Source organism: Kribbella sp. NBC_00382 (assembly GCF_036067295.1).
In the GTDB taxonomy this organism is placed as follows: Bacteria; Actinomycetota; Actinomycetes; order Propionibacteriales; family Kribbellaceae; genus Kribbella.
This window is the reverse complement of sequence record NZ_CP107954.1, coordinates 5,953,395-5,968,207: the sequence shown is the minus strand read 5'-3', so window position 1 is coordinate 5,968,207 and position 14,813 is coordinate 5,953,395. Positions and strand designations below refer to the sequence as shown.

At 69.0% G+C, this 14,813-nt stretch carries 13 protein-coding genes; 5 read left to right on the top strand and 8 right to left on the bottom strand.

What is annotated here, in order from left to right; all coding sequences use genetic code 11:
* Positions 1-111: 111 nt before the first annotated feature.
* A complete protein-coding gene (locus OHA70_RS28445; RefSeq protein ID WP_328322737.1) occupies positions 112-1,203 on the bottom strand; it encodes a regulatory protein RecX in 1,092 nt (363 codons plus the stop codon).
* Positions 1,204-1,330: 127 nt separating this feature from the next.
* Positions 1,331-2,407, bottom strand: coding sequence for a recombinase RecA (recA, locus tag OHA70_RS28440; RefSeq protein WP_328322736.1), 1,077 nt, complete (start codon positions 2,405-2,407; stop codon positions 1,331-1,333).
* A 250-nt stretch (positions 2,408-2,657) separates the two neighbouring features.
* Between recA and OHA70_RS28435 the strand changes: the two genes are divergently transcribed.
* Entirely contained in the window at positions 2,658-3,452 is a 795-nt protein-coding gene (locus tag OHA70_RS28435) for a hypothetical protein (RefSeq protein ID WP_328322735.1), read from the top strand.
* Between the two features lie 60 nt (positions 3,453-3,512).
* Entirely contained in the window at positions 3,513-4,076 is a 564-nt protein-coding gene (locus tag OHA70_RS28430; RefSeq protein ID WP_328322734.1) for a GrpB family protein, read from the top strand.
* 65 nt (positions 4,077-4,141) lie between these two features.
* Here OHA70_RS28430 and OHA70_RS28425 read toward each other — a convergent pair whose 3' ends face one another.
* Positions 4,142-4,336, bottom strand: a complete 195-nt coding sequence (locus tag OHA70_RS28425) for a DUF3046 domain-containing protein (RefSeq protein ID WP_328322733.1) — start codon at positions 4,334-4,336, stop codon at positions 4,142-4,144.
* A complete protein-coding gene (locus tag OHA70_RS28420; RefSeq protein ID WP_328322732.1) occupies positions 4,336-5,493 on the bottom strand; it encodes an LppM family (lipo)protein in 1,158 nt (385 codons plus the stop codon). The genes OHA70_RS28425 and OHA70_RS28420 overlap by 1 nt, the downstream gene beginning before the upstream one ends.
* A gap of 55 nt (positions 5,494-5,548) precedes the next feature.
* Here OHA70_RS28420 and OHA70_RS28415 point away from each other — a divergent pair, with 55 nt between their 5' ends.
* The 3 genes from OHA70_RS28415 (at position 5,549) to OHA70_RS28405 (ending at position 11,460) form a co-directional block, all read left to right on the top strand.
* Positions 5,549-10,159, top strand: a complete 4,611-nt coding sequence (locus OHA70_RS28415; protein WP_328322731.1) for an ATP-dependent helicase — start codon at positions 5,549-5,551, stop codon at positions 10,157-10,159.
* A gap of 3 nt (positions 10,160-10,162) precedes the next feature.
* Positions 10,163-10,948, top strand: coding sequence for an Fpg/Nei family DNA glycosylase (locus tag OHA70_RS28410; protein ID WP_328322730.1), 786 nt, complete (start codon positions 10,163-10,165; stop codon positions 10,946-10,948).
* A gap of 92 nt (positions 10,949-11,040) precedes the next feature.
* Positions 11,041-11,460 carry a DUF4262 domain-containing protein gene (locus OHA70_RS28405; protein ID WP_328322729.1) on the top strand — a complete coding sequence of 140 codons (420 nt, stop codon included), beginning with the start codon at positions 11,041-11,043 and terminating at the stop codon, positions 11,458-11,460.
* A 20-nt stretch (positions 11,461-11,480) separates the two neighbouring features.
* Here the strand turns inward: OHA70_RS28405 and OHA70_RS28400 are convergent, their stop codons facing one another.
* The 4 genes from OHA70_RS28400 to OHA70_RS28385 all read right to left on the bottom strand — a co-directional run bounded on the left by OHA70_RS28400 (position 11,481) and on the right by OHA70_RS28385 (position 14,764).
* Positions 11,481-11,771, bottom strand: coding sequence for a helix-turn-helix domain-containing protein (locus tag OHA70_RS28400; protein WP_328322728.1), 291 nt, complete (start codon positions 11,769-11,771; stop codon positions 11,481-11,483).
* A gap of 163 nt (positions 11,772-11,934) precedes the next feature.
* Positions 11,935-12,405 carry a CinA family protein gene (locus tag OHA70_RS28395; RefSeq protein ID WP_328322727.1) on the bottom strand — a complete coding sequence of 157 codons (471 nt, stop codon included), beginning with the start codon at positions 12,403-12,405 and terminating at the stop codon, positions 11,935-11,937.
* A 56-nt stretch (positions 12,406-12,461) separates the two neighbouring features.
* A complete protein-coding gene (gene pgsA / locus OHA70_RS28390; RefSeq protein ID WP_328322726.1) occupies positions 12,462-13,085 on the bottom strand; it encodes a CDP-diacylglycerol--glycerol-3-phosphate 3-phosphatidyltransferase in 624 nt (207 codons plus the stop codon).
* Positions 13,082-14,764 carry a MiaB/RimO family radical SAM methylthiotransferase gene (locus tag OHA70_RS28385; protein WP_328322725.1) on the bottom strand — a complete coding sequence of 561 codons (1,683 nt, stop codon included), beginning with the start codon at positions 14,762-14,764 and terminating at the stop codon, positions 13,082-13,084. Before OHA70_RS28385 ends, pgsA begins: the two co-directional genes overlap by 4 nt.
* Between the last annotated feature and the right edge of the window lie 49 nt (positions 14,765-14,813).

Genomic DNA, 14,813 nt, shown 5'->3' with positions numbered 1-14,813 from the left:
CGACCTCGGACGCCCCGGCCACCCACACCGCTGGGTCACCGTCATACTGCGAGGCTGCCCGGCTGCGATCCGCACCTGGCCATCCACGGGGACGAATCGCGCGGGCGACTGCTAGTCGGCTTCTAGGCCGGAGTCGTTGAGGAGGGGGAGTTCTTCGTCGGAGGCGGCTAGTTCTTGTTTGACGACGGTCATGGCCAGGGCGCCTGAGTAGCCCTTGCGGGCGAGCATGCCGATGAGGCGGCGCATGGCGACCTGGCGTTCGAGGGAGCGCATCGAGCGGAGCTTCTTGCGGACCAGGGCGCGCGCGGTGGCTTCTTCCTGGTCGGGCTCGATCTCTTCGATGGCGTCGCGAGCCAGTTCGTCGTCGACTCCACGGCGGCGAAGCTCCTGGGCGAGCGCGCGCTTGCCCAGACCGCGGCCGCGATGGCGTGATTCGACCCAGGCGTTGGCGAAAGCAGCGTCGTCGATCAGCCCGACCTCGGTGAACCGGTCGAGCACCTCGCCCGCCACCTCGTCGGGAATCTCCCGCTCCGCCAGCAGATCGGCCAGCTCGGCCCGGGTCCGCGGCTGCCCGCTCAGCTTGTCGAGCAAGATCGTCCGCGCCGTCGAATGCGGATCCGCGAACTCATCAACCTCGGCATCCGCAACCTCACTCGGACGCCTCCCCCCGAACTTCCGGCTCCCCCGCATCCCAGATCGCCGCCGACCACCGCCAGTCGACAACCCAGCACCAGCCCCGGCCGCCGCATCATCACTCGCACCCTCAAACGGCCCCACACCGACACCGCCTGCCCCGTCGACCCCGGGCAGAGCAGGAGAGCCGCTGGCAACCGAGGTGCTCCCGGTAGCTGAGATGCCGTCGGCAGCTGACGTGCCGTCGGCAGCTGAGGTACTGCCGATTGCTGAGCGAGTAGCGCCGGTTGACGCAGTGGTACCAGGCTCGCCGACGGCCCAGTCCGGCATGCCGTCCACTTGCCCCTCGAACGCGTCGAAGGCGCCGTCATCGGACGAGCGACTCCCGCCGATTCGGCCGGCCCTGACACGGTCGGAGTCGCCGAAGGCTGCACGGCCAGACTTTCCAGAGGCAGTACGAGCCGACTTGCTGGATCGGGTGGAGCGCTTCTTGGGTGCTCCGGTCTTCTCCTCCAGGGACCACGGGAGGGGGCGGACCGGAACTCGTTCCACCTCTGGGTCGGGACTCACCGGCGCCTGTTTCGGCGGGGTGATACCCGCTAGTCCCCGGCGAACTCCCGCGGGCAACTCCGGCAGGCCCCTGGAACTGGCCGGCCCGGAGCTGCCCGGACGATCGTCGCCGGGAGACGAGCTGTGATCAGAAGTCGACATCGACCTCGGCCGCAGCCTTGGCGTCGGCCGGTGCTTCCGCTGCCACCCCGATGCCCATCTTGTCCTTGATCTTCTTCTCCAGCTCGTTGGCCAGATCCGGGTTGTCGCGCAGGAAGTTCCGCGCGTTCTCCCGGCCCTGACCGAGTTGATCGCTCTCGTAGGTGAACCAGGCGCCGGCCTTGCGGACGAAGCCCTGCTCCACCCCGAGGTCCAGCAGGCTGCCCTCACGGCTGATGCCCAGGCCGTAGATGATGTCGAACTCGGCCTGCTTGAACGGCGGGGCCACCTTGTTCTTCACGACCTTGACCCGGGTCCGGTTACCGACGAAGTCGGTGCCGTCCTTCAGCGACTCGATCCGGCGGACGTCCAGCCGGACCGAGGCGTAGAACTTCAGCGCCTTACCACCGGTCGTCGTCTCCGGGGAGCCGAACATGACGCCGATCTTCTCGCGGAGCTGGTTGATGAAGATCGCGGTGGTGTTGGTCCCGCTGACCGCACCGGTCATCTTCCGCAGCGCCTGGCTCATCAGCCGGGCCTGCAGACCGACGTGGCTGTCACCCATCTCGCCCTCGATCTCGGCCCGGGGCACCAGCGCGGCCACCGAGTCGATCACGACGATGTCGATCGCGCCGGAGCGGATCAGCATGTCGGCGATCTCCAGCGCCTGCTCACCGGAGTCCGGCTGCGAGACCAGCAGGGCGTCGGTGTCGACGCCCAGCTTCTGCGCGTAGTCCGGGTCGAGCGCGTGCTCCGCGTCGATGAACGCCGCGATCCCGCCGGCCCGCTGCGCGTTCGCCACCGCGTGCAGTGCGACCGTCGTCTTACCGGAGGATTCCGGGCCGTAGATCTCCACCACACGACCGCGCGGCAGGCCGCCGATCCCGAGCGCGATGTCGAGCGCGATCGACCCGGTCGGAATGACCTCGATCTTCGCCCGCTCCTGATCGCCCAGGCGCATCACCGCACCCTTGCCGCAGTTCCGCTCGATCTGCGTCAGCGCGGTCGCCAGCGCCTTCTCGCGATCCGCGACCTTGCGGTCATCCTTCGCCGCTGCACCAGCCATGTGACTGCCACCTAACCCATCTACTATCGGGGCCGCTGTCACAGCTGCCCGGAGGAAATTCGTTGTCGCCAGAGACGGTATGGGTTCCGACGGACAGTTTTCGGTGCCGGAGAGAATCTGTGGACAAACCCGGCCGATCCGCGGAACTCGTACGGCACAAAATAGCCCGAACACCTGTTCGAATCACAACTGACACGCCGATGGACCCCGGAGATCGTGGCCGGCCCGCCCAGTCCCTACCCTGGCGGACGTGACCGACCGCCCTGACGTCCCCGACTCCGCCGTCGTGCTCGCCCTCAGCCGGGTCGAGTTCGGCATCGACTCGGTTCTCGACGCGCTCCGCACCCAGGACCCGTTCGGCATCCGGGGCATCCTGACCGAGTACTCCGCCCAGGAGCAACCCAACCTGGCCGAGAAGGGCCTGATCCTCGCGGTCGACCGGCTGCTGCGGATGAAGGTGCCCGGACACGCCGAGTGGCCGACGCTGCCGCTGGCCAAGCGCTGCGACTGGTGGGTGGAGCGGCTCGGCGGATTCGCTGCCGTGGTGGCGGGTCTCCCCCGGCTCAGTGGCGCCGCTGCGGACGCCCTGCCGATCAAGGACACCCTCGGCGCCTCCGTACAGGCCATGGTGATCGGTGCGGTCTGCCGCGAGTACGGCGTCGACGCGCATGCGGACCGGACCGCAGTGATGGCCCGAGTGCTCACCGCGCGTCCGATCACCCTGGACGACGTACTCCGCTACGACGACCCGACCACGGCCGGCAAGGACGTCGCGGTGCAACTGGGGCTGGGCGACGACTCGGAAGAGGGCGGACTGCGCAAGGGTGTCCGCCTCGTCTGGCGGATCAGCAAGCTCCTCGGCGGGCTCGGAGAGGTGTTCGAGGACCGCCCACGCGGCAGTATCAGCGCCAGGATGCTCGGCAAGCTCCCGGCCGTCGGCGTGGTCGGCGGATTCTTCGACGAACGCAAGGGCATCCGCCGGGCCGCGTACGCCGCTGCCGAGCTGCTCAGCACCAGCGCGTTCCGGGTGAAGCCCGTCGAATGAGGGTGCCGCCTGCCGAATAAGGACTGTCTGTGCCACCACGTCGCTGCAATGATTCACCTCATGAGCGCGATCGCCATCGTCAATCCGGATCCGACCTGGGCTGCGCAGTTCGACAAGACGGCTCAGGTGATCACCAACATCCTCGGCGACAAGGTCGTGCGGGTGGACCACATCGGCTCGACCTCTGTGCCGGGTCTGGCGGCCAAGGACATCCTGGACATCCAGGCGTCGGTCGCTGCCGAGTCCGAGCTGGATGACGCCGTGCAGCTTCTGGCCGCGGCTGACTGGGAGGCCAGGCCGCCTCGCCGCGACCACCCGGTGCCCGGGCTACCCAAGGACGAGTTCCAGTGGGTCAAGAGACTCGTGGTCGAGCCCCTGTACCGCCGCCGGGTGAACCTGCACCTGCGCGTGACCGGCCGCGCTAACCAGCGGTACGCGTTGCTGTTCAGGGACTATCTGCGCGCACACCCGGACACAGCTGCGGCGTACGGCGAGTTCAAGCGGCGCGCTGCGACCCTGCCGCTGGAGTCCGTCGGCGAGTACGCCGATCTGAAGGACCCGGTCTGCGACCTGATCTACCTGCCGGCCGAGGACTGGGCCGCACGGACCGACTGGACCGCCTGACCCCACTGCCGCCTGCCCCACTGCCGGCAGGAGCTGGAGCTGGCCCGGCGGAAGTTGTTACCGGGCTAGCGCTCGCTGGGCGGGAGTTGGAGGTGCGCCCAGACGGCGCGCCAGACCTCTCTGGCGGCCTCGCCGTCGGCGAGGGCCTCGTCGACCGTGCGGCCGCCGAGCCCGCTCAGCGCCTGGGTCTCAGCCCAGGTTCGCGAGTAGGCAGGACCCAGATGGCTGTCCATCCGGGTCCAGAACTCCGTCAGTCTCATTACTGCCCATCGTTGTCCGGCGGCCGGTTCCAGCCACCTTGCTGTCCGCCCTGCTGCGGCGGCTGACCCCAACCACCTTGACCCTGCTGAGGCGGCTGTCCCTGCGGGGGCTGTCCTTGCGGCGGCCGCCCTTGCGGAGGCTGGCCCTGCGGCGGTTGCCCCTGCGGAGGCTGACCTGGAGCAGGCGGTCCCTGAGGCGGCTGACCCCAACCACCCTGGCCCTGCTGCGGCGGCTGTTGCTGCGGTCCCCACTGGCCGGGCTGACCCTGCTGCGGAGGCTGCGGCTGCCCAGGGTACTGCCCCGGACCAGGCTGTCCGTACTGCTGCGGCGGCTGCCCCGGCTGACCGTACGGCCCCTGTTGGCCCTGCCCGTACGGACCAGGCTGACCTGGCTGCCCATAGCCAGGCTGGCCGGGAGGAGGACCGTACTGACCAGGCGCCCCCGGCTGGCCGCCGTACTGGGGACCCCACTGCCCCTGCGGCTGACCCGGGTACTGCCCGTACTGGCCGTATTGCTGCGTCTTGGCCTTGCGACCACGCAGTACGAAGAAGGCCACGGCACCGCCGCCGAGCAGCAGGAGCACGATGATCAGGATCAGCGCCCAGGCCGGGAAGCTGCTGCCCGCCTCGGACGTCAGCGACACCTTGCCCAGCTTGTCGAGGCTGTCGTACGTCGCCGTGCGGCCGCTGACCTTGGCGCCCGAGTCGTGCTCGAGGATCTTGCCCGGCATGGTGATCTTGAAGTTCACCACCGGCGTGATGCCACCCGTGTTGCTGCCCAGGCCCAGGTCCTTGACCGAGACGAAGAACTTGTCGCCCTCTTTGCGGAACCCGACCCCCTCATCGGTCGACTGACCCATCTCGCGGAACGGCACGTTGTCGAACGAGCAGTCCGAGCCGAGGTATTTGTCGTCCTCGAAGGATTTGCAGTTGACCCCCTCGGTGGCGGTCTGCTCGAGGCCCTTCGTGACGGCGTCCCGGATCTGGTCGAGGGACTGGCCACTGGAGTTGGCCAGCTGCTTGTCGATGCCGATCTTGATGCTGCCGGAGACGGTCTCGTTGGAGTTGACCTTGAGGTCGCCATCGAGCTTCACGCAGCCGGTCAGGCCGACCAGGCAGGCGATGATGACGAGCGCGAGGCGCACGCGGTTCTTCATGCCGACGATCATTCCAGAAGCCGGGGACAGCCCGCGGTCAAGGTCCGACCGGAAAATGTCGGAGCGGCCGGGCAAGATGGGCATCGTGCAGAAATCCAGCGCGTTGAGCCGATTCTCGCCCGCGACCCGGGCGTGGTTCGACGACGTCTTCGAGGCGGCCACCCCGGCCCAGCTCGAGGCGTGGGACGCGATCACAGCGGGCCGGGACGCGCTGGTGGTCGCCCCGACGGGTTCCGGCAAGACGCTGGCGGCCTTCCTCTGGGCGCTCGACCGGCTCGCCACAATCCCACCGCCGGATGATCCGAAGCTGCGCTGCCGGGTGCTCTACGTGTCGCCGATGAAGGCACTGGCGGTCGACGTCGAGCGCAACCTCCGAGCGCCGCTGATCGGCATCCGGGAGACCGCGCGGCGGTTGGGCGAGGCACCGATCGACGTCGAGGTCGCGGTCCGCTCGGGCGACACCCCGGCCAACGAGCGCAGACGGTTCGCCACGAAGCCCGCCGACGTACTGATCACCACCCCCGAGTCGCTGTTCCTCCTGCTCACCTCGCAGGCGCGGGAGTCGCTGCGCGGCGTGGAGACCATCATCATCGACGAGGTGCACGCGGTCGCCGGCACCAAGCGCGGTGCGCATCTCGCCCTCACGCTCGAGCGGCTCGACGCACTGCTGCCCAAGCCCGCCCAGCGGATCGGCCTGTCCGCGACCGTGCGGCCGGTTGAGGAGGTCGCCCGGTTCCTCGGCGGCGAGCGGCCCGTGAAGATCGTCCAGCCGAAGTTCACCAAGCAGTGGGACCTGAGCGTCGTCGTACCGGTCGAGGACATGGCCGAGCTGGCGAACACCGAGATCGAGACCTCCGGATCGGCCGCCGGGCCGCCGCGGCACGCCTCGATCTGGCCGCATGTCGAGGAGCACGTCTTCGATCTGATCTCGGCGCACCGGTCCACGATCGTCTTCTCCAACTCCCGGCGGCTGGCAGAGCGACTCACCGCCCGGCTCAACGAGATCGCCGCCGAGCGCGCTGAGCTCGAACTGCCCGAGATGGGATCACCTGCCCAGGTGATGGCTCAATCCGGCGCATCATTGGCCGCTCCCCCGCTGATCGCCCGGGCTCATCACGGTTCGGTCAGCAAGGAGCAGCGAGCTCTGATCGAGACTGATCTGAAGTCGGGGCGGCTGCCTTGTGTCGTGGCGACCAGCAGTCTCGAGCTCGGCATCGACATGGGCGCGGTCGATCTGGTCATCCAGGTCGAGGCGCCGCCCTCGGTCGCGAGCGGGCTGCAGCGGGTCGGTCGCGCCGGTCACCAGGTCGGCGCGGTCTCCCGTGGCGTGCTGTTCCCGAAGTTCCGCGGCGACCTGGTCGACACGGCCGTGGTGGTCCAGCGGATGCGCGACGGCCTGATCGAGAGCTTGCACATCCCGGCCAACCCGCTCGACGTGCTGGCCCAGCAAATCGTCTCGATCGTCGCACTCGACACGATCGACGTGGACGAGCTCTACACACTGGTACGCCGCTGCGCCCCGTTCGCGTCATTGCCGCGCTCGGCGTACGACGGTGTGCTGGACATGCTGTCAGGGCGATACCCGTCGGACGAGTTCGCCGAGTTGCGTCCGCGGATCGTGTTCGACCGGGTCAGCGGCGAGATCTCCGGCCGGCCCGGCGCGCAACGGCTCGCGGTGACCAGCGGCGGTACGATCCCGGACCGCGGCCTGTTCGGCGTGTTCCTGGTCGGCGAGTCGACCAACCACCGCGTCGGCGAGCTCGACGAGGAGATGGTCTACGAGTCCCGGGTCGGCGACGTCTTCACGCTGGGCGCGTCGAGTTGGCGGATCGAGGACATCACCCACGACCGCGTACTGGTCTCGCCGGCGCCAGGTCAGCCGGGGCGACTGCCGTTCTGGAAGGGCGACGCCGTCGGTCGCCCGGCCGAGCTCGGTGCCGCGACCGGCGCCTTCGTCCGGACCATGGCCGCGCTGCCGCCGGCGAAGGCGGTCAAGCGGGCACGCGACGCCGGCCTCGACGAGTACGCCGCGAACAACCTGGTCGCCTACCTCGGTGAGCAACGCGAGGCGACCAGCCGGGTGCCCGACGACATCACCATCGTGGTCGAGCGGTTCCGGGACGAGCTGGGCGACTGGCGGGTCTGCATCCATTCGCCGTACGGGGGTCAGGTCCACGGTCCTTGGGCGCTGGCGATCGCCGCGCGGCTCCGCGAGCGGTACGGGATGGACGCGCAATCGGTCTCCGGTGACGACGGCATCGTGCTGCGTCTGCCGGAGACGGATGAGCCGCCGCCGGGTGCCGATCTCGTGCTGTTCGATGCGGCCGAGATCGAGGATCTGGTCACTAACGAGGTTGGCGGCTCGGCCTTGTTCGCAGCCCGCTTCCGTGAGTGCGCGGCGCGCGCATTGCTGCTCCCCCGGCGAAACCCGGGCAAGCGATCGCCCCTGTGGCAGCAACGGCAGAAGTCGGCGCAGTTGTTGAGCGTGGCAAGCAAATACGGTTCGTTCCCGATAGTGCTCGAGACGCTGCGCGAGGTGCTGCAGGACGTCTACGACCTGAACGCGCTCAAGGACCTGCTGACGGGCATCAGCGAGCGACGGATCTCCGTCGTCGAGGTGGAGACACCCGAGGCCTCGCCGTTCGCGAAGTCGCTGCTGTTCGGCTACGTGGGCGCCTTCATGTACGAGGGCGACACCCCACTTGCTGAGAAGCGCGCGGCGGCGCTGGCGCTCGACCAAAGCCTGCTGTCCGAGCTGCTCGGCCGCACTGAGCTGCGCGAACTACTCGACGCCGAGGTCGTACTGCGCACAGAGGCCGAGCTGCAACGCCTCGCCGAGGACCGGCGCGCCCGCAACGGCGAAGGCCTCTTCGACGTACTACGGCTGATCGGTCCGCTGTCCCTGTCCGAGGCGTCCCAACGCTGCGTCGACGGCTCGGATGCCGAAGCCTGGCTGACCGAACTCGCCGCCGCCCGCCGGGTGGTCCGGGTGCGGATCGCGGGTGAACACCGGTGGGCCGTGGTGGAGGACGTCGCGCGGTTGCGTGATGCGCTCGGTGTACCGCTGCCGCCCGGTATCGCCGAGGCGCATGCCGAGTCGGTCGCCGACCCGATGGGCGACCTGGTGTCTCGCTATGCCCGGACCCACGGTCCCTTCCGTGCCATCGATCTCGCGACGAACCTCGGCATCGGCGTGGCGGTCGTGTCCGACACCTTGCGCCGGCTGGCAGCAGCCGGGCGGGTGGTCGAGGGTGAGTTCCTGCCTGGCGGGATCGCGATGGAGTGGTGTGACAGCGATATCCTGAGGCTGCTCCGCCGCCGGTCGCTCGCCGCGCTGCGCAAGGAGGTCGAGCCGGTCGATCCGTCCGCGCTGGCGCGATTCCTGCCCGCGTGGCAAGGCATCACCAGCAGTCGCGGCCGGGGGTACGACGTACTGCTGGGTGCTGTTGAGCAACTGGCAGGCTGTGCGGTCCCTGCGTCGGCGCTGGAGTCGATCGTGCTGCCGTCGCGCGTGCCGGGGTATCAACCGTCGATGCTGGACGAGCTGACGGCGACCGGCGAGATCGTGTGGGCTGGGTCCGGTTCGCTTCCTGGTACCGATGGTTGGGTCTCGTTGCACCTCGCGGACAACTGCGATCTCACGCTGCCCGATCCGGATCCGTCGTTCGAGGTCGGCGAGACGCATCAGGCCGTGCTGGACGCGTTGGCCGGGGGCGGTGCGTTCTTCTTCCGGCAACTGAGCGATGCGGTGGGCGCGGCGGCCGGGGTGGTCGATGACGAGACGCTCGTCGGCATCCTGTGGGATCTCGTCTGGGCCGGGCATCTGACCAACGACACCCTGGCGCCGGTCCGGTCATTGGTCGGCGGAGGGCGAGGCACCCATCGGACCCGACGTACTGCGCCTCGCGCTCGACCCGGACGCGCCTTGAGGCCAGGGCGTCCGGCGATGCCTGCTCGGAGCGGTCCACCCACGGCGGGCGGACGCTGGTCGTTGCTGCCCGAGCGCAACGAGGACGCGACCCGACGGGCGCACGCTGCGGCGGAGACGCTGCTGGACCGCTATGGGATCGTCACGCGTGGCTCGGTCATCACCGAGCGGACGCCGGGCGGGTTCGCCGCGGTCTACAAGGTGCTGAGCGCATTCGAGGAGTCCGGGCGATGCCGACGTGGGTACTTCGTGGCCGGGTTGGGGGCTGCGCAGTTCGCCTTGCCGGGTGCGGTCGACCGTCTGCGGGCGATGGCCGAGTTGCCGACTGGTGGGTCGTCGTCGGGCAGTAGGGCGAAGGAGGAGCCGGCGGCGCGGGCCGTAGTACTGGCTGCTTCTGATCCGGCTAATCCCTACGGCGCTGCTCTGCCTTGGCCTGAGCGGGAGAACGCGGGCGGGCATCGACCGGGACGGAAGGCCGGCGCGCTCGTGATGCTCGTCGACGGACGGCTGATCGTGTACGTCGAGCGTGGCGGGCGGACTGTGCTGAGCTTCACCGAAGACCCGGAGCTGCTGCAACCGGCGGTGGATGCCTTGGCGCTGGCGATCAGGGACGGGCACTTGGGCAAGCTCAGCGTGGAGACGGCCGATGGCGAGCAGGTGCGGCATACGGCGTTCGGCGACGCGCTGGCCAAGGCCGGATTCCACGCGACGCCGCGCGGGCTGCGGCTCCGGGCCTGAGCCATGCCTGAGGGAGATACCGTCTGGCGGGCGTGCAAGCGGCTCGACCAAGCCCTGGGTGGACATGAGCTGACGGAGACGGACTTCCGGGTGCCGACGCTCGCCACGACGGACCTCAGCGGACGGACCATGCTCGAGGTCGTTGCGAAGGGCAAGCATCTGCTGATGCGGTTGTCGGCTGGCGTGACGATCCACAGTCACTTCCGGATGGACGGCAGCTGGCATCTGTACCGGCCGGGCGAATCCTGGAAAGGCGGTCCGGATCATCAGGTGCGAGCCGTGCTGAAGACCGCTGACTGGACGGCCGTGGGGTATCGGCTGCCGGTGCTGGAGCTGGTCGCGACCGAGTCGGAAGACACCGTGGTAGGTCATCTGGGGCCGGATCTGTTGTCGCCCAGCTTCGATCGGGAGCTCGCGCTGGCCAATCTGGCGGCCCAACCGGAGCGGACGATCAGTGAGGCGCTGCTGGATCAGCGGAACCTCGCCGGAATCGGCAACTTCTATCGGACCGAGGTGTGTTTCCTGCTCGGCCTTCACCCGTGGCGGACGGTGGCGTCGGTCGACCTGGCGGCAGCGGTCGACCTGAGCCGCCGGCTGATGAAGGCGAATCTAAGGCATGCTGCCCAAGTGACGACTGGGGTAGATCGACCTGGTCAGCGGTCGTATGTGTTCGAGCGGCCAGGCAAACCGTGCCGGCGGTGCCGGACGACGATCCGGACGGCGCCGATCGGCGAGCCGCCCCGAGAGCGGGTCAGCTACTGGTGCCCGACCTGCCAGCCCGAGCCCTGAGATCCGCCTGTGGATGAACCGCTGATCCGACGGAGAACCGGATACCTTCCCTGACGAGTCGAACATTTGTTCGAATCCGAGAGGAGAGCTTCATGTGCGACATCTGCGGCGGCATCACGAATCCCGAGTACGAGCAGCGGCTGCTCAGCAACATCCGGCAGCACGGCTGGACGGTGCAGTTCATCGAGGGCGCGGACAGCCGCAATCCGGCCTACGCCTACACGCTCGGGCTGAGCCTGCACGGGCATCCGGAGTTCATCACCTTCAACTGCCATCCGGGCTCTGTCGCCCACGAGTTCCAGCCGCTGGCGGAGGCGGTGCTGTCCGGGCGGCGGTTCGACGAAGGTGCCGATCTCAGCGAGTTCTTGGAGCCGCGACTGCTCCGGGTGCCCGACTCGACGACGCACCTCTACACGGCGAACACGATGTTCAGACGCCCCGAGGAGCCACCGATCGAAGCACTGCAGCTTGTCTGGCCGACCAGGACGCCATGGCTGGAGAGCGGACGATGAACGTCCACGAGCTGCCGGGGTCAGGCAGCGGAGGCAACGACCTCGGGCTCGATCGCCGGATGGGCCAGCACCAGAGCCTCTTCGCGGGCCAGATCCTCGCTTACCTCGGCGAAGACCGTGGACAGCGGTACTTCCAGCGCCATGCAGATGGCGGCGAGCAACTCACTCGACGCCTCCTTCTGGCCGCGCTCGACCTCCGACAGGTAGCCGAGGCTGACCCGAGCATCGGCGGACACCTCGCGCAGAGTGCGCCCCTGGCGCAGCCGCTTGCGCCGCAGGACGTCGCCCAGGAGGCCACGAACCAGCACCATGAGGTTTCTCCCTTCCGCCTGTCGGACCGAACCTACTCGCACCGTAGCTCGACCGTGGGGACCAACGGTACCCGTTGCCGGGTCACTACTCCTCGCAATGTCCAGCTTCGGTGCGCCGTGCCAGTCTGCCCTACCTGTTCCCATGGTGGTCTCAACACCCCGATCAAGCCAGTTCTTCCGCCACCAACTCGGCAGCGAGTTCCAGGACGGCCCGCACGCTGCCCTGCCGGACAGCTGCCCGGTCACCGCTCAGAGCCAACTTCCGCACCCGTACCGCGCCTGGTCCGGCGGCCGCTACGTAGACGGTGCCGGCTTCGATGCCGGCCTGCGGGTCCGGTCCGGCCACACCGGTCGTGGCTAGCCCGTAGGTGGCCCCGAGGCGCTCTCGGACGCCCGTGGCCAGGGCAGCGGCCGTGTCCGGATGAACCGGGCCCACATCGGCCAGGAGGTCCGCGGGCACGCCGGCCAGAGTCGCCTTCAGGTCGGTCGCATAGACGACGACTCCGCCTCGATAGACCGCTGACACGCCTGGCACGTCCGTCAGTGCCGCACCGACCATGCCGCCGGTCAGCGACTCCGCCGTCGCGAGGGTCTCCCCGCGCTCCTTCAACCGCGCAACCAGCCCCAGCAACACCTCCGGAGATCCGCCGATGGTAGCGGAGTCGGCTGGCACCTGGGCCTGGTTCGCGGTCACTGGAGGGGGCGCTTCGCGGCGGCTCTGAGGCGGAGAGCGCGGCCGACGTAGTCGATACCGGTGACGATCGTGACGATGACGGCGGCGGCCATGAAGACGATCGCAGTCCAGTGCACGACAGCGACCGAGTGCCAGGGAAGGAGGTAGAGGCCGAGGGCGATCGCCTGCAGGACCGTCTTCAGCTTGCCGCCGCGGCTGGCCGGCATCACGCCGTGCCGGATCACCCAGAACCGGAGGGCGGTGACACCCCATTCACGGACCATCACGACGACGGTGACCCACCAGGGCAGATCGCCGAGGATCGACAGACCGATGAACGCTGCCCCGGTGAGTGCCTTGTCGGCGATCGGGTCGGCGATCTTGCCGAAGTTGGTGACCATGTTCCAGCGGCGCGCGATATCGCCGTCGAACCGGTCGGTGACGATCGCGACCACGAAGGCGGCGGTGGCGAGCAGCCGGTTGCCGTCGCTCGCGCCGACGTCGCGGAGCAACAGCCAGACGAACAAGGGCACCAGGACCAGCCGCAGGACGGTCAGCGCGTTCGCCACGTTCCAGGCGCTGGGCGCGCTGAGCTGGCCGGCGGCGGCGCGCGGCACCGGGTTCGTCGGCGGGATGGTCACGCGGTCAGGTTAGCTGCCGGAACGCCCTCTCGGGTGCGTACCTGCGCGGCGAAGGCGGCGATCAGGTCGACGCCTTCGGTCCCGACCACCTCGGCGGTGACCAGATCGCCGATCGCGAGGTCCGCCGGGAAGCCGGTGAGTGTCGTCGAGCCGTCGACCTCAGGGCCCTGGTGGGCGGCGCGGCCTTCGGCGGTGTCGCCGTCGATCGACTCGACCAGGATCTCGACGGTCTCACCGATCCGGTCCTCGGCGCGGGCCGACGTCAGGTCCTCGGCGAGCCGGGTGACGCGGTCCAGTCGGGCCGCGATGGTGTCCTCGTCGAGCTTGCCGTCGTACGTCTCGGCCTCGGTGCCGTCCTCGTCCGAGTAGCCGAACACACCGATCGCGTCGAGGCCGGCGCGGGAAAGGAAGTCACAGAGAATGTCCACGTCCTCCTCCGTCTCGCCCGGGAAGCCGACGATCACGTTGCTCCGGATGCCGGCCGTCGGCGCCTGGGCGCGGACCTGCGCAATCAGTTCGAGGAAACGCTCGGAGTCACCGAAACGACGCATCCGGCGCAGCAACGGGCCGGACGCGTGCTGGAAGGAGAGATCGAAGTACGGGACGACGCCGGGGGTCGAGGCCATCGCCGTGATCAGGGTCGGGCGCATCTCGGCGGGCTGGAGGTACGAGACGCGGACGCGGGTCAGGCCCGGTACCTCGGCGATCTCCGCGACGAGGGTCTCGAGCAGGCGCAGATCGCCGAGGTCCTTGCCGTACGAGGTGGAGTTCTCGGAGACCAGGAAGACCTCGCGGACGCCGTTCTCGGCCAGCCAGTGCGCCTCGCCGAGTACCTCGGTCGGGCGGCGCGAGACGAAGGCGCCACGGAAGGCGGGGATCGCGCAGAACGCGCACCGGCGGTCGCAACCGGACGCCAGCTTCAACGGAGCCATCGGCCCACCGTCGAGCCGGCGCCGAACGATCCGCGGACCGCTGGCCGGAGCGGAAGCTAGGTCAGGAGCGTCGATGGTCAGCTCAGTCGGCTCGGAGGCCTTGACCGTACGTCCCTTGAGGCCCTGCTCACGCTGGGCCTGCACCTCGGCGGCAACATCACCGTTGATCCTCCGCTTCGCGGCAGCACCGGCCTCGCTGTCCAGGCTCTGCTCGGCAGCGGGAGCTGTGGCGCCGTTCGGGTTCTGCTCGCCGGCGTCGCCCTGCTTGGCGCTGTCACCGTGGCCGGGGACTGCTACGCCGTGGGCGTTCGCGCGGTCGGCGGGGGCTAGCGGGAGGAGCTTGCGGCGGTCGCGTGGGACGTGCGACTGGTGCTTGGTGCCGGCGAGGATCGAGCGGAGCTTGTCGGAGATGTCCGCGTAGTCGTCGAAGCCGAGCACTGCGTCGGTCTCCGGGAGCGCCTCGGCCAACTGCTCGCCGTACCGCTCGGCCAGGCAGCCGACTGCTACGACGGCCTGCGTGCGGCCGGACTCCTTGTAGTCGGAGGCGGCGAGCAAGGTGTCGACCGAGTCCTTCTTGGCGGCCTCGACGAATCCGCAGGTGTTCACCACCACGGTGTCTGCCTCGGCGGCATCCTCGACCAGCCGGAAACCACCGGCCTCGAGCCGGCCGGCCAACTCCTCGGAGTCGACGTCGTTACGAGCACAGCCCAGCGTGACCAGGGCAACGGTGGTGGGAGTCGTAGTCATCACCCCCGAGTATGACCCCTCCCCCGACCGCATCGAAATTGGCGCAGCG

Bases quoted from the DNA above. Each gene is read 5' to 3' on its own strand.
- recA (WP_328322736.1), bottom strand. From the start codon at position 2,407: ATGGCTGGTGCAGCGGCGAAGGATGACCGCAAGGTCGCGGATCGCGAG.
- OHA70_RS28430 (WP_328322734.1), top strand. From the start codon at position 3,513: ATGAGCGCGATCGCCATCGTCAATCCGGATCCGACCTGGGCTGCGCAG.
- OHA70_RS28425 (WP_328322733.1), bottom strand. From the start codon at position 4,336: ATGAGACTGACGGAGTTCTGGACCCGGATGGACAGCCATCTGGGTCCT.
- OHA70_RS28420 (WP_328322732.1), bottom strand. From the start codon at position 5,493: ATGAAGAACCGCGTGCGCCTCGCGCTCGTCATCATCGCCTGCCTGGTC.
- OHA70_RS28415 (WP_328322731.1), top strand. From the start codon at position 5,549: ATGTCGGAGCGGCCGGGCAAGATGGGCATCGTGCAGAAATCCAGCGCG.
- OHA70_RS28410 (WP_328322730.1), top strand. From the start codon at position 10,163: ATGCCTGAGGGAGATACCGTCTGGCGGGCGTGCAAGCGGCTCGACCAA.
- OHA70_RS28405 (WP_328322729.1), top strand. From the start codon at position 11,041: ATGTGCGACATCTGCGGCGGCATCACGAATCCCGAGTACGAGCAGCGG.
- OHA70_RS28400 (WP_328322728.1), bottom strand. From the start codon at position 11,771: ATGGTGCTGGTTCGTGGCCTCCTGGGCGACGTCCTGCGGCGCAAGCGG.
- OHA70_RS28385 (WP_328322725.1), bottom strand. From the start codon at position 14,764: ATGACTACGACTCCCACCACCGTTGCCCTGGTCACGCTGGGCTGTGCT.